Genomic DNA, 21,008 nt, shown 5'->3' on the forward strand with positions numbered 1-21,008 from the left:
TCAGACGGATATCAGGCGTCGGACGGGTCTTTGCCCAATTTGAAGTCAGGCAGCATATCCAGCGCCTCGCGTAGCGCCTGCCCCCAGCCTTGCGAGATCGACAGGAAATACGGATCGTCACCCGCGACGCGCCCGGTCTGGCCGGTGCAGAGGCTGTCGGCCTCATAGCAGTGAAAATCAAACGGCGAGCCGACGGTGAGATTTGCCTTGAGCGTGGAATCAAAGCTCACCAGCAGGAGTTTCATGGCGGCCTGAAAGCTCATCTTTGGGTCGTAGGCGCGCACGAGGATGGGGCGGCCGTATTTCGTCTCGCCGATCTGGAAGAAGGGCGTGTCGCGGCCGGCCTCGATGAAATTGCCTTCGGGGTAGATGAGGAAGAGCCGGTGGGGGCCGCCCTTGATCTGGCCGCCGAGGATGAGCGTGGCGTTGAAGGTGCTGTCGGCGCGCTGACCGGTGTCGGCATGTTGCGCGATCACCTCTTTGAGCGTGTCGGCCACCATGCGCGCGGCCTGAAACATCGACGGCACGCCCAGCAGTGAAGGCGCGCGGTCGCCGGGGGATTTGCTGCGCTCGTCCAGAAGGCTCACCACCGCCTGAGTGGTGGCGAGATTGCCCGCCGCCATCAAGGTGATCGAGCGGTCACCGGGGGTTTCCCAGATCGCCATCTTCCGAAAGGTCGAGATGTCGTCGAGCCCGGCATTGGTCCGCGTGTCCGACATGAACACGAGGCCCCGTTCGAGCATCATCCCCACGCAATATGTCATCCGGGTCTTCCTATTGCTGAACCACGTCAATGGCGACCGAGAGGGATTCGCCCGTGCCGCCGATACGTGTTCCCGATACCGGGGCAACCTCGGCATAGTCCAGCCCCGTTGCCACACGAACGTAGCGTGTGTCGGGGGAAATCCCGTTGGAGACGTCGAAGCCGACCCAGCCGAGCCCCTCGACATGGGCCTCGGACCAGGCGTGCATCGCCTCTTGGGCGGTGCGGTCGTCGAGCATCAGGTAGCCCGAGACATAGCGCGCCGGAAATCCCAGCGCGCGGGCGCAGGTCAGGAAGATATGGGTGTGGTCCTGACAGACGCCCTTGGCCGCGGCGAGGGCCTCTTCGGCGCCCCAGGCGACGTCGGAGGCGCCGACCTCAAAAGCGACCCGTTCGCGGATGAGCCGTGACAGGTGATGCAGCCGGTCGAGCGGATCGGCCTCGGGGATGTCGCGCAGAAGGGCGCGGATCCCCTGCCCCGGCTTGGTGCGCGGGGTCGATTGCTCGTAGAGCCAGAGCGGCGCTGCCCCGCGATGCGGCCCGAGCACGCCATGCGTGTCGGTGACCTCGACCTCGCCCTCGCTCACCAATGTCAGGTCCTTGGCTTCGCGGTCAAAGCTGATCAACTCGACACTGTTGCCATGGTGATCCTCGAACCCCAATTCGCGACGGCCGCCCGTCACCTCGGTGCGCCACGACAGCACCTCTTGCTGGGCCGAGCTGGGCGGCGTCTTGCGCAGCTGTTGCAGCCCGTATTTCACCGGCGTGTCGAATTGGTAGCGGGTTTCGTGACGAATGGTCAGGCGCATTATCTACTCGTAGAACCGGAAGTCGGTTTCAATCTGTCCCGAGAGCTCGACCAGGAGCCCGAGGAAGTTCTGGATGTATTCATGCAGACCATAGTCGAAAACCGCGTCGATGTCGTGGCTCAGATAGGTGCGTTCGATCTGCTGGGCCTTGGTCTGGGCCTCGCCGAGCTTGGGCTGGCCGCTGTTGAGATAGCGCAGGTTGTCGCAAAGCTTGTTCATGCAGAAGGCCAGCGAGCGCGGCATCCGCCGATCGAGGATCAGGAATTGCGCAATCTCGCGGGGGCCGCCGCTCGCGCCATATTCCATGCGAAAGCCGCCGCGGGCCGAGACCGAGCGCAGGATGGTTTCCCATTGCACATTGTCGAGCGAGGTGCCGACCGAGCTCGCCGAAGGGAGCAGCACATAGTATTTCACATCGAGAATGCGCGCGGTGTTGTCGGCGCGTTCGATGAAGGTGCCGAGACGGGCGAAATTGTAGATATTGTTGCGCAGCATCGTGCCATGGGTCATGCCGCGCACCAGCGAGGTGCGCTGGCGGATGGCGCGGAGCACGCCGGGCAGATCGCGTTCGGCCACCTTGCGCGCCAAGAGATCAAGCGCGGCCATATAGGCGGCGTTGGTGGCCTCCCAGACCTCATGGGTGAGCGCGGTGCGCACCAGACGGGCGTTCTGACGGGCGTTGTCGATGGAGGACATGACCGAGGACGGGTTGGCCCGGTCGCGCAGCAGCCAGTCGATGGCCGCCTCTTTGGTCATCTCGTCGCGGTTTTCCTCGAACTGATCGAGACTGCCTGCCGAGCGCAGCACCGATTGCCATTCGCCTTCGCCGGATTCGAGACGGGTGAGCGCGATGCGCTGGCCGGTCTCGATGAGCCTTGCTGTGTTCTCGGCGCGCTCGAGCGAGCGGTACATCCAGAACAGGCCGTTTGCGGTTTTGCCCAGCATGATCTCAGTCCTCCAGCACCCAAGTGTCCTTGGTGCCGCCTCCCTGGCTGGAGTTCACCACGAGCGAGCCTTTCTTGAGGGCGACCCGGGTGAGCCCGCCGGCGGTCACCTTGATCTGATCGGGGCTGACCAGAACGAAGGGGCGCAGATCGACATGGCGCGGGGCGAGCCCGCGCTGGGCGAAGATGGGGACGGTCGAGAGGCTCAGCGTAGGCTGGGCGATGTAATTGCCGGGCCGCGCGGTGAGCTTGCGGCGGAAGGCGGCGAGCTCTTTCTTGCTGGCGGCGGGGCCGATGAGCATGCCGTAGCCGCCCGAGCCATGCACCTCCTTGACCACCAGCTCGTGCAGATTGTCGAGCACATAGGCGAGCTGATCAGGCTCTGAACAGCGCCATGTCGGCACGTTTTGCAGCAGGGGCCGTTCGCCGGTGTAGAATTCGACGATCTCGGGCATGTAGCTGTAGATCGCCTTGTCGTCGGCAATGCCGGTGCCCGGCGCGTTGGCGATGGTGATGCCACCGGCGCGGTAGACATCGAGAATGCCCGGCACGCCGAGCTGGCTCTCGGGGTTGAAGTTGAGCGGATCGAGGAAATCATCATCGACGCGGCGATAGAGCACGTCGATCGGTTTGTAGCCGCAGGTGGTGCGCATGGCGACGCGCCCATCGACGACGCGCAGATCATGGCCCTCGACCAGTTCGACGCCCATCTGATCGGCGAGGAAGGCATGTTCGTAATAGGCCGAGTTGTAGATGCCGGGCGTCAGCACAGCCACCACCGGGGTGTCGGTGGTCGCGGCAGGCGCGCAGGCCGCCAGCGAGCGGCGCAGATCGGTGGGGTAGCTCTGGACGCCCTTGACCCGGTTCTTGGAAAAGAGCTCGGGGAACATCTGCAGCATGGTTTCGCGGTTCTCGAGCATATAGCTCACCCCGCTCGGGGTGCGGGCGTTGTCCTCGAGCACGAAGAATTCGTCCGGGCCGGTGCGCACCAGGTCGGTGCCGACGATATGGGTGTAGACGCCACCCGGTGGCGAGACGCCGATCATCCGAGGCTCGAACGCCGCGTTGTCGCTGATCATTTCGCGGGGGATGCGGCCCGCCTTGATGATTTCCTGGCGGTGGTAGATGTCGTGCAGGAAGGCGTTGATCGCGCGCACCCGCTGTTCGATCCCCTTGGTGACGCGCGACCATTCGCGATCCGAGATGATGCGCGGGATGATGTCGAAGGGGATGAGCCGCTCTTCGGCCTCGGCGCGGCCATAGACGTTGAAGGTGATGCCGGTCAGGCGAAAGACCTCTTCGGCCTCGCGCTGTTTGGCGCGCAATCGTTTGGGATCTTCACCGTCGAGCCAGTCATTGAAGGTTTGATAAGGCTCTCTGAGCCGCTCATCTGACCCCCACATCTCATCGAAACCCGGCGCTGCCACCATACCAAACCCCTCCTTGTTACGGGTTTATGAGGCGCATAACCGTGGGAAATAACCAGAGCCGATTGGCGAAAATGCGCAATAAATCGCCGGAAGCGCCCGACTCGCGGGCGTTTCGCATAAATTTTAGGCGCTACTCGCGTTTGGCGGGCGTCGGGGCGGGCGCTACGCCTCGACTGTCGTGGCATTTCGCCGCCGCAGCTGAATCAGCAGGATCGGCAGCATCAGCGCCAGCCCCAGCCCCATGGTAAGCAGACCGGGTGCGATGAAGAGGAAGGAGACCAGCGCCACCCACCAGCGTTCCCATGTCTTGAGCCCCGCGATCAGATAGCCCGAGAAGGCCACGCCCAGCGAGGCGATGCCCAGCATCGCCCCCAGCAACGTCACGGTGAAGGCCCACCATGTGAACCCGTCGGCCACCAGCAGGAGCGCCGGGGAATAGACGAAGACGAAGGGCACCAGCGCCTTGGCGATGCCGAGGCGGAAGGCGGTGTTGCCGGTCTTGAACGGGTTCGACCCGGCGATCCCGGCGGCGGCATAGGCGGCGAGGGCAACCGGTGGCGTGATGTCGGCCAGCACCCCGTAGTAGAAGACGAAGAAATGCGCGACGAGCGGTTCGACCTGAAGCTGGGCCAAGGCCGGGGCCGCGACCGCCACGAGGATGATATAGGTGGCGGTGGTCGGGATGCCCGCCCCCATGATGATACAGGCGATGGCGATCAGGATGAGCGAGGTGAAGAGCGCCCATTGCGTCACCGTGAAATAGCCAAGGATCGGCAGCGTGCTCAGCATCGTGCCGATGTCGGTGGCGGTCTGCACCACCACATAGCCCAAGCGAAAGCCGACGCCGGTGAGGGTCACCACGCCGACGACGACGCCGACGGTCGCCGCCGCAGCACCGACGGCCAGCGTGTTCTTGGCCCCCGAGGCGAGCCCATCCCAGAGGTCCCGCAGGCTCAGCCGGTGGGTCGGGTTGAGAAAGCCCACGACGACGCAGGCGATGATGCCATAGACCGCCGCGAAATCGGGGGTTTTGCCGGAGAGGATGAGATAGACGAGGATGATCAGCGGGATCAGGCTCAGCCAATGGTCCTTGAGCACCAGACCCATCTTGGGCAGCTCTTCGGCGCGCAGGCCGCGCAGGCCAAGTTTCTTGGCCTCGAGATGCACCATGATGAAGATGCCGAAGTAATGCAGCAGCGCCGGGAAGAGCGCCGCCGCCAGCACATCGCGCAGCGGGATTTCGAGATATTCGACCATGATGAAGGCCGCAGCCCCGAGGATCGGCGGGGTGATCTGGCCGCCGGTCGATGCGGTGGCTTCGACCGCGCCGGAGAAATGCGCGGGATAGCCCACCCGCTTCATCGCCGGGATGGTGAGCGCGCCGGTGGTCACGGTGTTGGCGATGGACGAGCCCGAGATCGTGCCCATGAAGGCCGAAGAAAAGATCGCCACCTTGGCCGGGCCGCCGGAATAGCGCCCGGCGATAACCATGGCGAGATCGATGAACAACTGCCCGAGCCCGATCCGCGTGGCCAGCACGCCGAAGAGGATGAAGAGAAAGACATATTGCGCCATGACACCGATGGCGATGCCGTAGATCCCCTGATTGGTCATGTAGAGATGGTTGATGATGGCGAGCCAGGACGAGCCGCCATGTTTGAGCGCGCCGGGCATCCAAGGGCCGAAATAGGCGAAGGCGATAAAGATCAGGCCGATGATCGGCAGGGTCGGGCCGACGCTGCGGCGGGTCGCCTCGAGCGTCAGGACGAGAAGTGCGGTGCCCATGAAGATGTCGGTGGTGGACGGGTTGCCGACCCGCTGTGCCAGCGCCGCGGGCGACAGAAGCGGCAGGTACATGGCGGCCGCCACGGCGAGGAGGGCGAAGACGATGTCGAGGATCGGCACGCCGTCGAACCGATACCAGGCGCGGGGCGGCAGGGTGGCATCGCCTTTGCGCATGCCGAAGAGCAGGAACACCAGCCCGAGCACGAATGAGATGTGAATGCCCCGGTGCAGAAGCTCGCGCACGAGGCCAAAGCCCGAGGCGTAGAAATGATAGACCGACATGGCGACCAGCGCGGTGGCGATGACGAGGCCGAGCATTTTCCCCGTGGGCCGGAAGGCGGTTTCGGGATCGTATTTGCGCTCGATCTCGGCCAGCTGTTCCGGGGTGAGCTCTGGTGTGGTGTCGGCGGTCATGTCCAAATTCCTGATGGTGCACTCGAAAAAGCCCCGGGCGCCGAGACGCCCGAGGCCAGAAGGACAAAGCCTGTGCTTACTTCAGCACGCCGGCTTCGCGATAGAACCGCTCTGCCCCGGCATGGAGCGGAACGCCGACGCCCGCGAGGGCGGTGTCGAGCGTGATCGCCTGACCTTTGGCATGGCCCACGTCGAGCAGCTTGCGCGACTCGTCGTTCCACAGGGCTTTGGTGATGTTGTAGATCAGCTCTTCATCGGCCTTGGCCGAGGTGAACCACTGGGCCCCCACGGCGACGGTGTCGACGCCTGCGACGCCTTCATAGGTGCCTTCGGGGATCTCCGAAGAGGAGAAGAAGCCGTATTTCTCGGTCAGCGTCGCGGCGGCATCGCCGTCGATCGGCACCAGCTTGATGTCGGCGGCAGAGGCCAGTTCGACAAGCGAGCCGGTCGGATAGCCGGTGACCACGAAGAAGGCGTCGATCTTGCCGTTGCGCAGCGCCTCGGAAGCGGCGTTGCCCTTGAGCGCCTCGGGCGTCAGATCGTCGATGGCAAGCCCGTTGGCCTCCATGATCAGCAGCGCGTCGACATAGGTGCCCGAGCCCGGCTCGTCCAGCGAGACGCGCTTGCCGGCCAGATCGGCGACCGAGTTGATGCCACTGTCGGCCATGGCGACGAGGTGGATATGCTCCTCGAACAGCGCGGCGATGGTGCGCAGATCGGTTGCGGGCTCGCTGCCCTCCATGGTGCCGGTGCCGGTATAGGCCCAATAGGCCACGTCGGATTGGGCAAAGCCCGAATCCCGCAGGCCCGAGATGATGGCGTTGACGTTATCAACCGAGCCGCGCGAGGACACGGCCGAGGCGATCAGCCCTTCGACGCCGCAGGAGCCGCCATCGCCGCATTCGCGCGATCCGGGAGGTTTGGAGATGGCGTTCGCGATGACGCCGCCGATGGGGTAATAGGTATAGGCGGTGCCGCCTGTGCCGATGGTAAAGAAGCGAAGCTCCTGCGCGACAGCCGTGCTGGCCATGCCGAGGGCCAGAACCGCGCTGATCGCAGCCGTTTTGAATGTGTTGATCATAAGATACTCCTTGTTGATCTTTACTGGGGTCGCATTTTGCCGGGCCGGATCGAATTGGCCTTTGGTCTGTGACAGGAGCGGCGGGTTGCTTGCGCTTACCATCGGCGGTCCTGATCGCTCTCACTGCTTGGGCAACCACCTGCACGATAGAGGAGCGGGGGGAGGGAATGCAAACACAGTCCGAGGGGCCGGGCCTGAAAAAGGCCGCGACACCAGCGGATTGAGCGCCGTGACCCGCGAGGGCGTGGCGCGCGCTAGCGGAGGACGGGCGGGATCCTGCGCGGGTTCATCTGACGGTTGCGCCGCAGGCTGAACCGTAGGGCATGGGCGGCGCGGCTCAGGCGCTGCCGTCCACCAGTTTCAGCCCGACGATGCCCGCGACGATCAGCCCGACACAGGCCATCCGCATGAGCGAGACGGGTTCGGCAAAGATCACGATGCCGAAGATCACCGTGCCGACCGCGCCGATCCCGGCCCAGACCGCATAGGCGGTGCCGACCGGGATGCTGCGCGCGGAGAGGCCGACGAGGTAGATGCTGAACACCGCGAGGGCGAGGGTCAGCACCGTGGGCACAAGGCGGGTGAAGCCGTCGGACAGTTTCAGCCCCATGGCCCAGCCGATTTCCAGCAACCCGGCAAAACAGAGAATGATCCAGGCCATCACGCGGCTCCTTTGATTAAATGCGCGCCTCAGGCGGGGGTGCGGGGCGCGTCATCCGCGGTCGGGTAGATCCCGGCAGAGGTGGCCGCGCCATCGTCATGCTGCGACAGGTAGTCGACGATCACCGGCCGGTTGACGGCAAAGCCTTTGTAATCGGCCAGTTCGTCGGGCAGGTCGCGCAGCACGCGGTGCAGCCTGCGCCCCCATTTCGGGACGCTCACCAGATCTTCGAGATTGATCAGGTAGCACCGGATCGGAAAGGCCAGCGCGTTCGATCGGGGCAGCCGCCAGAAGGTCTGCAGCTCGACCCGGAGATATTGTTTTTGCCCGACATTTTCGGAGGTGATGGTGCGCTTTTCCGGGCCCCATTTGTGATAGTTCTCGGGGCTGGTATCGAGCCGGGGGTTGACGGTCATGGTCCAGTTCAGGCGGCGCGCCGGATTGTCCTGATTGATCTGCATCAGGAATTTCAGCGCCCGCTGGAAAATGCCCATCTCATGCGCCTTTGGCACCGGGGCGTGCCATTCGAAGAAGTTCATGCCGATGTCGAAATCGAGGCTCCAATCCGCCTGGCTGGTGACCATGCCGGCATCCATCCAGAGATTGTCTTCGCGCTGATCGAGCACGGCGAAATCGCCCTGCGCCTGGCGGGTGATATATTCCATTGGCCCATAGGGCAGCGTGGTCGGATCGCCGAAGGTAAAACGCTGATCGATCCCGAGCGGCCTGTTGATCCAGTGCCAGCGGTCGCCATCGCAATGCAGCTCGAAAAGCTCGGGGTAGTCCTCGGCCTTGGAGCGCATGATGAGTTCGAGCAAATCCCAGCCCGCCAGTTCCATATGCGGCAGCGATTGGCAGCGCAGCGGGTCCTCGGTCAGGGTGATCTCGCGGTCGCGCATTTCGCTGACGTAATGTTCGTCCACGTCAAAGCGCACGTTGAACGGCGTGCCCTCGGGGCCGGTTTTATGCGGCTCCATGTTGACCGAGTACATGTAATCGTCGCGGTCGAAGGGGAAGGGAAACCGCGCAATCGCCTCGGGCGAGTTGAAGAAGGTGTAATCGTCGCGGAAGGTTTCGTCGTTGAACCGGATGGTCATCGCGGGCTCCTATCGGTCAATAGCGAGATGCTGCCCCTGGAAACGGGACACGCAGGGCATGATCTTTTGCTGGGCGGCGCGGTCGTCGTCGCTCAGCCAATGATCGTTATGGTCGATCCGGCCATGACAGGCGGTCACGGCGGTTTCGCATTGGCCGCAGGCGCCGCCGCGACAGCTCCAGGGGATGTCGATCTCGGCGGCCTCCAGCGCCTCGAGCAGGCTCTGGTTCGGGCCGACGGTGAGCGTTCGGCCAGAGCGGGCCAGCGTCACGTCGAACGGCTTGCCCGGTGGTGGCGAAAGAAAGGCCTCGGAATGCAGCGCCGCCTTGGGCCAGTTCAGCCGGGCGGCGGCCTGTTCGACCGAGGTGATCAGCCCTTCGGGTCCGCAGGTATAGACATGGGTTCCCAGCGGCTGACCGGTGAGAATGGCGCCAAGATCCATCCGATTGCCTTCGTCGCTGATATGCAGATGGATGTTCGGGGCCGAGGGCAGAAAGGCCAGCCCCGCCGCCTCGGCCCGGCTGCGCGCGGCATAATGGAGCTCGAACGGGGCCTGCATGCGTGCCAGCTGACGCAGTTGCGACAGGAAGGGCGTGATGCCGATGCCGCCAGCGATCAGCACATGTTTGCGTGCCCGCAGGTCGAGCGAGAACAGGTTCACCGGGCTGGTCACGGTCATCAGCGTGCCGGGGGTCACCTGACTGTGCATATAGCGCGATCCGCCCCGGCCAGCATCTTCGCGGCGCACCGCGATTTCATAGCCCGACCCGTCATCCGGCGCGGAAATGAGCGAATAGGCATTGCGGCGCAGCACGCCCTCATCCGGCATCTCGACCACCACATGTGCGCCGCCGGAAAACAGCGGCAAGGGGGCGCCATCGGGGTCCTCGAAGCGGAAGCGGGTGACAAGCGGGGTCAGCGGCGCGACCTCGGTCACGCGCAGCAATCGGGCGCTCATGGGCGGATCTCCTGCGTGGCGGGCACGTCGCCCGGGGTTTCGGCATCGACGCAGACGCCCTGAAACGCGCCAAGACGGCGCGAGAAGTGATCGCGCACGAACAGCGTCAGCCCGCAATGCGAGCAGGTGAACGGATCGGTGGTCACCTCTTCGGTCACGCCCTTGCAATGCACGCATTGCATGCGCCGGGCGATGGAGCCGCGGTGTTCGGCCTGGATCGCCTGATGCGGCAGCCCTGCGGCCAGGGCCGCAGCCGTCGCCTTGGCGATCAGCCCTTCGGTGCCAGCAAGATAGAGCCGGGTGCTCATGGTGGCATCGGCGAGCGCCTTGCCATAGCGGGCGGCGAGCGCCTCAAAGCTCGGTGCTTCGTGATACATGCGCGCGCCGAGCGCCCGCAGCTGGGGGCCATGGGCGGTGCCGGCGGGAATGTGGATCAGATGCGCCCGGCCCAGAACCGAGGCATCGCGGGCGGCCAGATCGAGAATGGCCAGCGCCCCGTCGCCCTCGCACAGGAGGATGGCGGGTGTGTCGCCTTGGCTTTGCAAGGGCGCATAGACCGGGCGGGTTTTGATCGATGGGGAAAAGGTTACTTGGGTCATGTGCCTATCCTTCGGGTCGTGCCGGTGGCGACCCCGGCGCATGCGCGATGCGCCGGGGTGCGGGCCTTAGCCTTTCGCGGTGCGCCGAAGCTTGTCCGGGTCGTGAAAGGGCATCGGGCTCGCCACGGCGGCAATCTCGCCATCGGGGTTCTTGACGGTCAGGGCGGTGCCTTCGACTGCGCAATCGACGGGCATGCGGGCGATGCCGACATTGTGCTCGTTGAGCGGGCTGTACATGCCGATGGTGACAACGCCGACCTCGACCCCATCCTTGAGCAGCGGCGCGCCCTCGGCGGCGGGTTCGGTACCGTCCAGCTTGACGCCGTAGATCTTGAACCGCTCCTGCCCTTGAGACGGTAATGTTCCTCGGCACCGCGAAAGCCGGTCTTGCCCTTGGACACGGTGAAGTCGAGCCCCAGTTCCCACAGCGTGTCGCCATGGGGTTCGTCCTCGAACGGGTACATTTCGGAATTGTCATAGGGGAAGAACAGCAGGTAGCTTTCGGCGCGCAAGAGATCGAGCGTGGTAAAGCGGGTGGGGATGATGCCCATCTCCGCGCCCTCTTCGACAATCGTATCCCAGATCAGCGGCGCATCCTGACGGCGGCAGAAGATTTCATAGCCACGTTCGCCGGTATAGCCGGTGCGCGAGATCGTGACTGGCTTGCCAAAGAGCGTCGTGTGGATATGGCTGAAATAGACCACGTCGCGGATGCCCGGCACGTGTTTCTCGAGATAGTCCACCGCCAGCGGGCCTTGCAGCGAGATGTCGTGCATGTCGTCGTCGAACAGCACCGAGACATTGCGTCCGGTCGCCGCCATCGTCAGCTGTTCATGTCCCGCGCCCGAGCCATGCACCACCATGAAGCTGTGCGGTCCCATGCGGTAGATCACGCAATCGTCGACGAATTTGCCCTGATCGTTGAGCATGCAGGCATAGGTCGAGCGGCCGGGCTTCAGCTTTTCGATATCGCGGGTCGTGGCGCGGTCGATCACGTGGCTGGCATGGGGGCCGATCACATGGACCTTTTTCAGGCCCGAGACGTCCATGACGCCGGCCTTGGTGCGGATCGCGAGATATTCCTCGGTCTGATCCTTGTCATAGCTCCAGGCGGTGCCCATGCCGCTCCAGTCTTCCAGATCGGAGCCCAGGGCGCGATGTCGCTCGGCGAGGGCCGAGAATCTCCATGATGCGGTCATTTCTATGTCGTCCTAATCAGTCTATGCGTCATACTGTGATAAATCTTCGGGGGTCCGGGACGGCGATACCGCCCCGGACCGAGGGCCGGGGCCCTACTTTTTCTCGACCGCGGCGTAGGCCGATTTCTCGTGCTTGTTGCCAAGGAAGATGGCGATCGCCAGCAGCGCCATGGTGGCGAGAAGCCAGATCAGCTCCATGCTGCCAAAGCCGGTGTAATAGGCGCCTTCAAATCCATCCCAGGTTCCAGAGGTTACAGGGTTCATCATGTGTCCTTTCTGTTTGCGATTGGGCCCGTCCGCTTATTCAGCGGGCGAGACAGAGGGGTGGATCGATTCCGGGTAGGCCGAGGACGGCACCTTGGTCAGGTCGAGGCCGAGCAGCTCTGCCGATTCCGGGACGCGGAGCATGCCCATCGCCTTCAGCACGAAGGACACGGCATAGCCCGGCACGAAGCCCAGCAGCGCCATGACGGCGGCACCGCCCAGCTGACCCATGAAGGAGATTTCGATCACATCCGCCTCGCCGAAGAGCGCCGGGTAGCCGCTGCCGACGATGCCGACCGCAATCACGCCCCACAGGCCGAGGAAGCCATGCACGGTGAAGGCACCGACCGCATCGTCGATCTTCATCCGTTCGATGAAGCTCGCGACGAAGGGCATCATGCTGGCGCCGATGAAGCCGATCACGAAGGCCAGCGGCGGCCACCACAGATCGATCCCGGCGGCGGCAGAGATGATGCCACCCAGCGCGCCGGACATCATCCAGAACGGATCACGCGTGGTCATCCAGGCCCCGATGATCCCACCTGCGAAGGCCATCAGCACGTTGAAGGTCATGCCAGACATGGTCATCGGCGTGCCATAGATCGAGGTTTCGATCTTGCCGCTCCAGGACCAGGCTTCGCCGGGGACGATGACGCAGCCCATCAGGAAGCCCCAGAAGCCCGCGATGATCAGCATGAGCCCGATCAGGGTCATCGGCATGGAATGCCCGGCGATCTGGTTGGCGCTGCCATCGGCGTTGAACTTGCCGATCCGGGGCCCGAGATTGATCAGGACACCCAGCGCGAAGAAGCCCGCGATCATATGCACCACGCCCGAGGCGCCGAAATCATGGTAGCCGAGCTTCGTGACCAGCCAGCCATCGGCGTGCCAGCCCCAGGCGGCGGCGAGGATCCAGATGAACGCGCCCAGGACCACAGCGAGCGCGATGAAGCCAGTCAGCTGAATACGTTCGATCACCGCGCCAGACAGGATCGAGGCGGTGGTGGCGGCGAACAGCACGAAAGCCCCCCAGAACACGCCGGAGGCCTGATCCCCGAGGTTCGGACCCATATAGGGGCTGGTCGGGCTCGCGATTTCGTTGGCATAGGCAAAGCCGGAGATTTCCATGGCCCCCATGGCGCCGCTCAGCCCGGTGGGGAAGGCCCAGTAGATCCACCAGCCGACATAGTAGAAGAAGGGCACGATCATCGCGAAGGCGAGGATGTTCTTGATCCCCGAGGCCAGCGCGTTCTTGGACCGGGACGCGCCCATTTCATAAGCCAGAAAGCCCACATGGATCAGCACCATGAGGGGGATGGTCAGGTAGTAGAATGTTTCGGAGAAGATGCTGCCGGTGGCGGCCGCCTTCGCCTGTAGCTCGGCGACGGTTGCCGCCAGTGTTGCCAGTTCCTGTTCCACGTCCAATCTCCTTTTAGATGACGGGCGGCATGTCGCCCGCGTGGAATTTCCCTCCCTGCCCTCGGAGTTGGACCGGGGGCGTTCTGTCTTCGGGTCGAAATGCGGGAAGGGCGAAAACCTTGGGTCGACCCGTTTGATTTCTTTGTGCTGCGGGCCCGATGGGGTGGCGCCGCCGTTCTTGGCAAAGGCCCGGTCCCGTGGCGTTCAGCACGCAGCACGTCGCAGCCCGCTCTGGCGGGCGGCGCTCCTTTCAGTTCTGCAGATAGGCTTCCATTGAATCGTCCAGGGCCTCCTTCCACGGGGTGTGGTGGACGGGGGCCATGGTGCCGGTGATCACCGATTTGTAGCTGTTGTCGCGGAAGGCCATGATGTTCTTGGCCTTGTGTTTCTTCCATTCGAAGAAGGCGTCGCAGGCACCGTCGATGTCAAAGCTGGGATAGTCGGTCTCGGCCACCAGTTCCTTGACGTAATCGGCCTGATAACGGATCGCGTATTTCACATCGTCGCTGGCCTCTTCGCGGGTCTCGCGTTCGGCCACATCGGCGAGCATGGCGGCCTTGTCCTTGGGCAGGGTGATCCGGCCGAGGATGGCGTCGCGCACCCACCAGGCCTGCGCGTCGAACATGTTGAAGGTGAACCACTGATCCTGCATGCCGAGGTAGAACATGGCCGGGTTGTGGACATAGGCGACGCCCTTGTAGAGGTCTGCCGCCGCGAGCCGGTTGGCCGTCTTGAGACGCAGGTCATCGGGCAGGAAGCTGAAGAAATGCTTGTAGCCAGTACACAGGATGATGGCGTCCACATCCCGCGTGCTGCCATCGGCGAAATGCGCGGTCTTGCCGGTCAGTTTCTCGAGGGCCGGCTTTTCTTCCCAATTGTCGGGCCAGGCATAGCCCATGGGGGCGGAGCGATAGCAGCTGGTGATCGATTTGGCGCCATATTTCCAGCATTGCGAGCCGATGTCCTCGGCCGAGTAGGAGGCGCCCATGACGAGCACATCCTTGCCCTCGAATTCGCGCGCGTCGCGGAAATCATGGGCGTGAACGATGCGGCCGTTGAACGTGTCGAACCCTTCGTAGAACGGCACGTTCGGGGTCGAGAAATGCCCCGAGGCGCAGATGACGTGGTCGAAGTCTTCGCTATAGGTGCTGTCTGTTTCGTGATTGTGCGCCGTGACGGTGAACTTGGCCGTCTCCGCATCATAGCTGACCCAGCGCACCGGGCTGTTGAAACGAATCCACTTGCGCACATCCGCCTTGTGCACCCGGCCTTCGATATAGTCGAAGAGCACGGCGCGCGGCGGGTAGGAGGCGATCTGCTTGCCGAAATGTTCCTCAAAGGAGTAATCGGCGAATTCCAACCCCTCCTTGGGTCCGTTGGACCAGAGGTAGCGGTACATCGAGCAATGCACCGGCTCGCCGTTTTCATCCAACCCCGTGCGCCAAGTGTAATTCCACAGCCCGCCCCAATTGGCCTGTTTTTCAAAACAGACGATTTCGGGGATCTCGGCGCCCTGGTCGGCGGCGGATTGAAAGGCCCTGAGCTGTGCCAGGCCCGAGGGCCCTGCGCCTATAACGGCCACGCGTTTCGTCATGATCTTTCCCTCGGCTCGGAATTTGGTCCATACCAGGATTGAAAACTGGTCCACTCGTGTGAACCAGTGAGCCGGGGCCGATCTCGTGGGTCAATTTTTTCCCACGTGGAAACTTTATTTCCTGCAAATGTGGTATAATTTGTGCAGGAATCGTGATGAAAGGTGAATCCATGAGCAGTGTTTCATTCGCACAGCGCCTTGCCGTGAGCGGTACGCTCCGGATGTTGGGCACCCAGAATCACTCGCCGGTGCGTATTGGATTCGTCACGCCGCTCTCGGGACCCGAGGCGGAATGGGGCCATCAGGGCATTGACGGCTGCCGGATCTGGGCCGATGGCATCAACGCTTCGGGCGGGTTGATGATCGCCGGGCGGCGCCACCGGGTTGAGATCGTGCTGCATGACAGTGCGCTTGGTGCAGAGCGCACCCTGGCGGCCACGCGCGACATGGTGGAGCGGCAGCGCGTGCGGCTGATCCTGACCCTCGGCGGCGACAGCTTTGCGCCGGTTCTGCCCTATCTGATGCAGAAACGGGTGCTCGTCTCGACCCTGTTGCCCAGCGATCTGTCGCCTGACACCCCCTATATGATCGCCCCGGCGGAGGTGCATCCGCTGTTCAATGTCACCGGTGTCGAATGGCTCGCCCGGGCCGTGCCGCAGGCCCGCCGCGTTGCCCTATGCAGCCAGTCCGATCGGCTCGGCCTGCCGTCGCTCGCGGTCTATCGGGCGGCCTTTGAGGCGACGGGGCATGATATGGTCAAGGAGCTGCGCTATGCCCCCAGCGCCACCAATGCCGAAGAGATCGTGGCGGCGATGCTGGCAGAGCAGCCGGATGTGCTCTGCTTTTGTTCGGCCGCGCCGCCGATGATGCAGGCGCTGACCGAAGCGGCCCATGCTCAGGGGTTTGCCGGTGAAATCCTCGCCTGTACCGCGGATGACTATCCCCGCATGATCGCCCGGACCTCGCCCGAGTTCATGGCGAAATACACGTTTCAGTTTCCCGATTTCGACGACCCGAAGCTTGCCGATACGAGTTTCTTCTTTAGTCGACCCAAGGCGTTTTTTGACAGCTACAACCGGCAGTATCCCGGCAAGTGGAACGCGGTGAGCTGGGAATATGCCTCGGTGCTCGACCTGTGGCACAATGCGGTCGAGCTGGCCGACACCACCGCGCCGGTCTCGGTGCTTGCGGCGATGAAACGGCGGCAAGAGATGCCGCACGCCTTTGGCCCCGCCCGGTGGTATGGCACGCCGCTGTTTGGCATCGACAACGCGCTGGTGGGGGATTGGCCGGTGGTCAAGATCCGAGACGGGCGCGCCCGGATTGTGGAATTCGGGTCGGTTCTAGAGTGGCTCGACGCGCATGAGGCGCGGCTCAAGCTGCATATGACGGAGCTGGGCCAGATGTGGCATCAGCGCCTGTCGCCCCGGTCTTCGGCGCAGAGCGAGATCAGTCTTCCTGCATGAGCAGCTTTTGGTCTTCGAGAAGGGTCAGTTTCATGAATTCGCTGGCCTCTTCGACATCCCGCGCCGCGATGGCGTTGAACAGGGCGTTATAGCCTCTTTGGTAGGCTGTGATGCGGCTTGGCGTCAGATGGCGGCGGTACATGGCCGAGCGAAAGCTCTGCCGCCGGGCATCGATCACCAGGTTATAGCAGGCGGTCAGCAACGGGTTGCCGGTGCCTTCGGCGAGCTGGCGGTGAAACTCTTCTTCGAGGCGCACGAATTGCATGGCATCCGTCTGGACCGCCTCCATCCTCGACAAGGTCTCGCCCAAGGCCTCGATCTGGCGCGGCGACATGGTGATGATGGCAAGGCGCACCATCTCGGGCTCGAATATGCCGCGCACCACTTGCAGATGCAGCGGGCCCGTCTCCGCTGCGACGGGGGCCGAAGAGGTCGTGACAGCCTCGGGATCATAGGTCACGAAAGAGCCCGAACCGGCACGGCGGCGGATCATCCCGCGCTCTTCGAGCTTATCCAGCGCCTCACGTACCGTGTTGCGCGCCACACCGAGATCGAGCGCCATCTGCCGCTCTGACGGCAGGCGCTCGTCGACGCCATATTCCCGCGACACGATGCGGTTGGTCAGTGTGTCGATGACATATTGCACCGTGACGCCGACGACCTGGGCGGTGTCGTCGCTGATGCCAATGCGGCGATGCGATCCGTTCACATTCAGGCCCCTTGCTGTCATCTGGAAAGAACATTGCCAGAATGACTAGGCCGCGCGGGCGGAAAAATCCAGTCTCGGCGCGAGGCAATGTCGGATCCAGTGCATGCGGTGCCCCCTTGATGCCCTTTCGCTCACTATGTGGAGAAATGGGCAGATGGGGGATCTCGCGCGGGGTCTTCTGCTCTCGACTGTTGTCAAAAGCCGACGTTAGGGCGGAGGGCTGGACTGAGAAAGTGGTGCCTCAAGAGGGCATCCAATTGTTGTATCAATGCGTATCAGGCTGTTTCCAAAATCCGGTAGGTGTCTGAAAAACAACAAATCCATTGTCTCACAGTGTTTCATCCTATCCCATAATATACTATATATAGGGGTGGATTGAGAGGGGGATAAGATTTGGGCGCTCTGAATAGGCTGTCTGCCGCGAAGGTGAAAAACGCCCTGCCGGGGAGCTACTGCGATGGCGGCGGTCTCTGGCTGATCAAGCGCAAGGACGGAGGCGCACAATGGGTTCTGCGTGTAACCGTCCATGGCCGCCGTAGAGAGATGGGGTTGGGCAACCTCCAATCTGTCAGCTTGAAGGAAGCGAGGGAGGCGGCTGAGCGTTGGCGGTCTGTTGTTCGGGATGGCAAAGACCCTATCAAAGAGCGTGAGCGAGAGAGGCGGAAGGCTGCGCGCGATGATCACACGCTGGCTGCCGTGGCGAAAGAAGCCTTTGAAGCCCGCAAACCGGAACTCCGGGAAGATGGCAAAGCTGGTCGGTGGTTTTCGCCCCTTGAACTGCACGTCCTGCCCAAGCTCGGGAAAGTGCCCATCGAGGACATCGACCAGAGAGACATCAAAAACACTCTAGCAGAAATCTGGCACACCAAGGGAGTAACTGCCGGGAAAGCTTTGCACCGCTTGAACATCGTTTTTCAGCATGCCGCTGCCATGGGGCTCGATGTGGATATGCAGGCCACTCAAAAGGCCAAAGCGCTCTTAGGCAAGTCTCGGCATAAGCCGAAATCCATCCCGGCTCTTCCTTGGCAAGAAGTACCCGCGTTCTATCAAAGCTTGTCTGAAGCCACGGTCACGCATCTGGCCCTTCGCTTTTTGATCCTGACCGGACTTCGGTCCAAACCCATTCGCTTCTGTCACTTGGATCAGATTTCCGGAGATATCTGGACTGTGCCTGCCGAGCTAATGAAAGCAAAGAAGAGCCAAGAGCAGGAGTTTCGCGTCCCTCTTTCCGAGGAGGCATTGAACGTGATCAAACAAGCGAAGCCGCTATCACGTGATGGCGTTCTCTTCCCAGGAGCGAGGAAGGGTGTGATCTCTGATGCGACCATGAGCACCCTAATGGAACGCCGAGGCCTGGAGGCACGGCCACATGGTTTCCGGTCGAGCTTTAGGACATGGTGTGCAGAAGCAACGACCTTCTCCGAGGATCTGGCGGAAACGGCGCTTGCTCATGCAACTGGCAACAAGGTTTCCCGCGCATACAAACGGACTGACCTCCTCGACCTGCGCCGTCCCCTGATGGCGAAATGGGCTGACTTTGTCACCGGAAACAGCGCCGGGAAAGTGGTGGCCATCGCATGATCTCGCGCCATAAATTTTTCCGAAACCCTCCTTCAGTAAATTCTTGTCATTCATTTGAACAAGGACATTCAATGACTGACAAAATACTACGTTGCCGTGAGGTTCAGGAGATCATTGGTTTGAGCCGCTCAACTATCTATCGGATGATTGGCCGAGGGGATTTCCCGCCCCCACAAAAGCTTGGGCTTCGTGCCATCGGCTGGCGGGAGAGTGCGATCAGCGAATGGGTGGAGGGCCGGTGAGTTGAGTGAAAGGCAGGAAAATTTCGCGCGGGCTGTCGAGTGGGTGCAAAAAGCGTCCCGTTTTATGTTCACGGAGAAGGGCTTTCTGAGCGAAAAGTATCCTCCCGACCGAGTACTGCTTCAGCTTTCGCTAGATATTCACTTTAAGCCTACTCAGGCAGGCGGTTGGACGTTTGAAGTCTCCGACGAGGCAGCGGCCAAGCTTTGGTCCATGAATGAAACCTCTCTTGGGGCGCGACAACTGTGCCGGGAAATATCAGCGTGCTTCCTGTTCGAGGGCCGGGAACTCCCGGAACCATTACGTGTTTTCTCTTACTTATTTATGAGCGGCCTCTTGAAGGATCCGCCAGCACAGCGGCGAAAGGAAACTTGGTTTAGAAATCAGTTTTTGATTTGTATTACTTGGAAGGTTGCCAACGAATTTGATTTGCGCCTTTCAAGTGGCGACGCCACACGCATTAAAAACAGCGCGTGTGACGCTGTGGTCGAGGGCTTAGCGCTCAATGGGTATCACTTGAGCGACGGGGCAATCAGACACCTGCTTCACTCAAAGAAACCGGCTGACGTCCGCCTGCGTGAGGAGACTCAGTATTTGATTGGCGAAGCGACGAGAATAAAGATGTCACGCCCCGACATTGCCGCGACTTGGACCAAACCTCCCAAGGCCGTGTAGAGATAAAAAATTATCCCCCACAAGCGCGACACCCAGTAATCTCTAAATCTTGCTTCACCATGCAACAGAAAGGTGAAGCAATGACCTACCTGAACCTCAATCAGCTCTCTCAGAAGCTCGGCGGGCGCTCTCGGAGTTCCCTGTATCGAGACGTAGAAGCTGGCCGCATTCCTGAACCGATCCGCTTGGGCGGTCGTCCGTACTGGATCGAAAGCCAGGTTGATGACGCGCTCATTGGCCAGTCGCAGGCCGCCTAAAAGAAAACCCCCACCCGCAAGGCACGGGCAGAGGCGGTATTCTGAAAGACGACACTCGAAGAATAGCCCAAATGCCCCGGCCTTTCAATCCAGAAAGGAACGCGGTTCATGAGCAGTAAGCCCACAGACAAACCACCCGCCAACGCGCTTCGCGTCGAACGTTGGAGCGACATGCCCACCGGCACGGCCCCAGCGCGATATGAGATAATTGGCGAGGATGGCAAAGCTAAGACCATTACGCTTACCAAGGGCAATAGGATCATTCTGGACGCCCTAATCAAGCAGCCCCTCTACTGTGCCAGCCCGGTGCGCATTTCCGACCGTGTGTGCATTCTGCGTCACGATTACGGGGTGCCGATCACGAAGGAGATGTACGACAACGACACCGCAACCGACCGCGCCAGGTTCGGCGTTTATTTCCTCGCGGGGAAAGTTCGTCGGATCTTCGGGGGTGTCAAATGATCGGTACCCTCAAACTCCAGATTGCTTATCTGCAGCGCCTCTACGGCCTCACCGCAGCCCAGGCCCGGCTTGTTGCTGGCCTGCACTATGGGGAGGGTTCGTGATGGCTGCTGCGAGCGTCTCTAGCCCTTCCACTCGAGGCACGGCCTTGGCCGCGCACATGCCTCACCGCATCAAGCGCGTATCCCGGTCTCTGGGGTACTGCCTCCTTCTTAACGACACAGATGCATGGCTGGGACTCGCGGCAGTCCTGCGGTCTCGTCTGAGCGCGCCTGAGCGAGCGGCATTGGCCTATGTCACCCTAAAGGCGCTTTCCCCAGAAGATGGACGTGTTGTTGCAAGCGCGGCGCTGGGTTGGAGTGGGGCGGGCCAGCCTATTGCCCCTCTGGTTTCGAGCATGGATGAGGCAGCCTTCTGGGCTGATCTGGCCGAACCTGAGGAGCATGAGGCGTACTGCTTCGCAAGCTTCGCCGCGATGCCGCCGCAGCGCCAAGCGGCCTTCCTGGACTTTGTTCAAGGGAGGCAGGCTGTGAACAGGCGTGCAAAATTGACCCCGTAGCGGGGTGATCGGCGTCCAAAAATGACCCCCTTACACTGATGTG

20 protein-coding genes and 1 pseudogene are annotated in these 21,008 nt (G+C 62.2%); 6 read left to right on the plus strand and 15 right to left on the minus strand.

Going from position 1 to position 21,008, the window contains the following annotated elements; translation table 11 throughout:
- Positions 1-11: 11 nt before the first annotated feature.
- From WA237_RS16290 to WA237_RS16355, 14 genes and pseudogenes are all read right to left on the minus strand, one after another.
- Entirely contained in the window at positions 12-764 is a 753-nt protein-coding gene (locus tag WA237_RS16290; RefSeq protein ID WP_336098901.1) for a proteasome-type protease, read from the minus strand.
- A gap of 10 nt (positions 765-774) precedes the next feature.
- Positions 775-1,572: a transglutaminase family protein gene (locus WA237_RS16295; RefSeq protein ID WP_009813666.1), complete on the minus strand. Its 798-nt coding sequence runs from the start codon at positions 1,570-1,572 to the stop codon at positions 775-777.
- Positions 1,573-1,575: 3 nt separating this feature from the next.
- Positions 1,576-2,517, minus strand: coding sequence for an alpha-E domain-containing protein (locus tag WA237_RS16300; protein WP_009813665.1), 942 nt, complete (start codon positions 2,515-2,517; stop codon positions 1,576-1,578).
- 4 nt (positions 2,518-2,521) lie between these two features.
- Positions 2,522-3,946 carry a circularly permuted type 2 ATP-grasp protein gene (locus tag WA237_RS16305; RefSeq protein ID WP_009813664.1) on the minus strand — a complete coding sequence of 475 codons (1,425 nt, stop codon included), beginning with the start codon at positions 3,944-3,946 and terminating at the stop codon, positions 2,522-2,524.
- A gap of 162 nt (positions 3,947-4,108) precedes the next feature.
- On the minus strand, positions 4,109-6,145 hold the full coding sequence (locus WA237_RS16310; protein WP_216016079.1) for a TRAP transporter permease: 2,037 nt from the start codon (positions 6,143-6,145) through the stop codon (positions 4,109-4,111).
- Positions 6,146-6,221: 76 nt separating this feature from the next.
- Entirely contained in the window at positions 6,222-7,226 is a 1,005-nt protein-coding gene (locus WA237_RS16315) for a TAXI family TRAP transporter solute-binding subunit (protein WP_336098905.1), read from the minus strand.
- Positions 7,227-7,563: 337 nt separating this feature from the next.
- Positions 7,564-7,887: a DMT family transporter gene (locus tag WA237_RS16320; RefSeq protein WP_009813661.1), complete on the minus strand. Its 324-nt coding sequence runs from the start codon at positions 7,885-7,887 to the stop codon at positions 7,564-7,566.
- Between the two features lie 29 nt (positions 7,888-7,916).
- The gene (locus WA237_RS16325) at positions 7,917-8,984 is read right to left on the minus strand and encodes a heme-dependent oxidative N-demethylase family protein (protein ID WP_336098909.1); all 1,068 of its coding nucleotides are present in this window, start codon (positions 8,982-8,984) and stop codon (positions 7,917-7,919) included.
- Between the two features lie 9 nt (positions 8,985-8,993).
- Positions 8,994-9,941 carry a PDR/VanB family oxidoreductase gene (locus tag WA237_RS16330; protein WP_336098910.1) on the minus strand — a complete coding sequence of 316 codons (948 nt, stop codon included), beginning with the start codon at positions 9,939-9,941 and terminating at the stop codon, positions 8,994-8,996.
- Entirely contained in the window at positions 9,938-10,540 is a 603-nt protein-coding gene (locus WA237_RS16335; RefSeq protein ID WP_336098911.1) for a dimethylamine monooxygenase subunit DmmA family protein, read from the minus strand. The genes WA237_RS16330 and WA237_RS16335 overlap by 4 nt, the downstream gene beginning before the upstream one ends.
- 66 nt (positions 10,541-10,606) lie before the next feature.
- A pseudogene (locus WA237_RS16340) lies at positions 10,607-11,739 on the minus strand (aminomethyltransferase family protein).
- 93 nt (positions 11,740-11,832) lie between these two features.
- Entirely contained in the window at positions 11,833-12,006 is a 174-nt protein-coding gene (locus WA237_RS16345) for a hypothetical protein (protein WP_156783348.1), read from the minus strand.
- A gap of 33 nt (positions 12,007-12,039) precedes the next feature.
- Complete coding sequence (locus WA237_RS16350; protein WP_336098912.1) at positions 12,040-13,422, minus strand: ammonium transporter; 1,383 nt, start codon at positions 13,420-13,422, stop codon at positions 12,040-12,042.
- A gap of 250 nt (positions 13,423-13,672) precedes the next feature.
- Positions 13,673-15,016 (minus strand): NAD(P)/FAD-dependent oxidoreductase, encoded by a 1,344-nt coding sequence (locus WA237_RS16355; RefSeq protein ID WP_336098913.1) that lies wholly within the window; start codon positions 15,014-15,016, stop codon positions 13,673-13,675.
- A gap of 170 nt (positions 15,017-15,186) precedes the next feature.
- On the opposite strand from WA237_RS16355, the gene WA237_RS16360 reads away from it, so the two are divergent.
- On the plus strand, positions 15,187-16,482 hold the full coding sequence (locus WA237_RS16360) for an ABC transporter substrate-binding protein (protein WP_336098915.1): 1,296 nt from the start codon (positions 15,187-15,189) through the stop codon (positions 16,480-16,482).
- Here the strand turns inward: WA237_RS16360 and WA237_RS16365 are convergent.
- Positions 16,466-17,212 carry a FadR/GntR family transcriptional regulator gene (locus WA237_RS16365; protein ID WP_336098917.1) on the minus strand — a complete coding sequence of 249 codons (747 nt, stop codon included), beginning with the start codon at positions 17,210-17,212 and terminating at the stop codon, positions 16,466-16,468. The genes WA237_RS16360 and WA237_RS16365 overlap by 17 nt on opposite strands.
- A gap of 372 nt (positions 17,213-17,584) precedes the next feature.
- Between WA237_RS16365 and WA237_RS16370 the strand changes: the two genes are divergently transcribed.
- From WA237_RS16370 to WA237_RS16390, 5 genes are all read left to right on the plus strand, one after another.
- Entirely contained in the window at positions 17,585-18,772 is a 1,188-nt protein-coding gene (locus tag WA237_RS16370) for a tyrosine-type recombinase/integrase (RefSeq protein ID WP_336098919.1), read from the plus strand.
- A gap of 71 nt (positions 18,773-18,843) precedes the next feature.
- The gene (locus tag WA237_RS16375; RefSeq protein WP_336098920.1) at positions 18,844-19,014 is read left to right on the plus strand and encodes a helix-turn-helix transcriptional regulator; all 171 of its coding nucleotides are present in this window, start codon (positions 18,844-18,846) and stop codon (positions 19,012-19,014) included.
- A 1-nt stretch (position 19,015) separates the two neighbouring features.
- A complete protein-coding gene (locus tag WA237_RS16380; RefSeq protein ID WP_040617958.1) occupies positions 19,016-19,687 on the plus strand; it encodes a hypothetical protein in 672 nt (223 codons plus the stop codon).
- 80 nt (positions 19,688-19,767) lie between these two features.
- The gene (locus WA237_RS16385; protein WP_156783347.1) at positions 19,768-19,944 is read left to right on the plus strand and encodes a helix-turn-helix transcriptional regulator; all 177 of its coding nucleotides are present in this window, start codon (positions 19,768-19,770) and stop codon (positions 19,942-19,944) included.
- A gap of 108 nt (positions 19,945-20,052) precedes the next feature.
- Positions 20,053-20,406: a hypothetical protein gene (locus tag WA237_RS16390; RefSeq protein ID WP_009813648.1), complete on the plus strand. Its 354-nt coding sequence runs from the start codon at positions 20,053-20,055 to the stop codon at positions 20,404-20,406.
- Positions 20,407-21,008 lie beyond the last annotated feature (602 nt).

It is taken from the genome of Roseovarius sp. CH_XMU1461 (assembly GCF_037027165.1).
In the GTDB taxonomy this organism is placed as follows: domain Bacteria; phylum Pseudomonadota; class Alphaproteobacteria; order Rhodobacterales; family Rhodobacteraceae; genus Roseovarius; species Roseovarius nubinhibens.

Excerpts from the sequence above, each read along its gene's own strand:
- WA237_RS16290 (WP_336098901.1), bottom strand. The coding sequence starts at position 764 with ATGACATATTGCGTGGGGATGATGCTCGAACGGGGCCTCGTGTTCATG.
- WA237_RS16295 (WP_009813666.1), bottom strand. The coding sequence starts at position 1,572 with ATGCGCCTGACCATTCGTCACGAAACCCGCTACCAATTCGACACGCCG.
- WA237_RS16300 (WP_009813665.1), bottom strand. The coding sequence starts at position 2,517 with ATGCTGGGCAAAACCGCAAACGGCCTGTTCTGGATGTACCGCTCGCTC.
- WA237_RS16305 (WP_009813664.1), bottom strand. The coding sequence starts at position 3,946 with ATGGTGGCAGCGCCGGGTTTCGATGAGATGTGGGGGTCAGATGAGCGG.
- WA237_RS16310 (WP_216016079.1), bottom strand. The coding sequence starts at position 6,145 with ATGACCGCCGACACCACACCAGAGCTCACCCCGGAACAGCTGGCCGAG.
- WA237_RS16315 (WP_336098905.1), bottom strand. The coding sequence starts at position 7,226 with ATGATCAACACATTCAAAACGGCTGCGATCAGCGCGGTTCTGGCCCTC.
- WA237_RS16320 (WP_009813661.1), bottom strand. The coding sequence starts at position 7,887 with ATGGCCTGGATCATTCTCTGTTTTGCCGGGTTGCTGGAAATCGGCTGG.
- WA237_RS16325 (WP_336098909.1), bottom strand. The coding sequence starts at position 8,984 with ATGACCATCCGGTTCAACGACGAAACCTTCCGCGACGATTACACCTTC.
- WA237_RS16330 (WP_336098910.1), bottom strand. The coding sequence starts at position 9,941 with ATGAGCGCCCGATTGCTGCGCGTGACCGAGGTCGCGCCGCTGACCCCG.
- WA237_RS16335 (WP_336098911.1), bottom strand. The coding sequence starts at position 10,540 with ATGACCCAAGTAACCTTTTCCCCATCGATCAAAACCCGCCCGGTCTAT.
- WA237_RS16345 (WP_156783348.1), bottom strand. The coding sequence starts at position 12,006 with ATGATGAACCCTGTAACCTCTGGAACCTGGGATGGATTTGAAGGCGCC.
- WA237_RS16355 (WP_336098913.1), bottom strand. The coding sequence starts at position 15,016 with ATGACGAAACGCGTGGCCGTTATAGGCGCAGGGCCCTCGGGCCTGGCA.
- WA237_RS16360 (WP_336098915.1), top strand. The coding sequence starts at position 15,187 with ATGAGCAGTGTTTCATTCGCACAGCGCCTTGCCGTGAGCGGTACGCTC.
- WA237_RS16365 (WP_336098917.1), bottom strand. The coding sequence starts at position 17,212 with ATGACAGCAAGGGGCCTGAATGTGAACGGATCGCATCGCCGCATTGGC.
- WA237_RS16375 (WP_336098920.1), top strand. The coding sequence starts at position 18,844 with ATGACTGACAAAATACTACGTTGCCGTGAGGTTCAGGAGATCATTGGT.
- WA237_RS16385 (WP_156783347.1), top strand. The coding sequence starts at position 19,768 with ATGACCTACCTGAACCTCAATCAGCTCTCTCAGAAGCTCGGCGGGCGC.
- WA237_RS16390 (WP_009813648.1), top strand. The coding sequence starts at position 20,053 with ATGAGCAGTAAGCCCACAGACAAACCACCCGCCAACGCGCTTCGCGTC.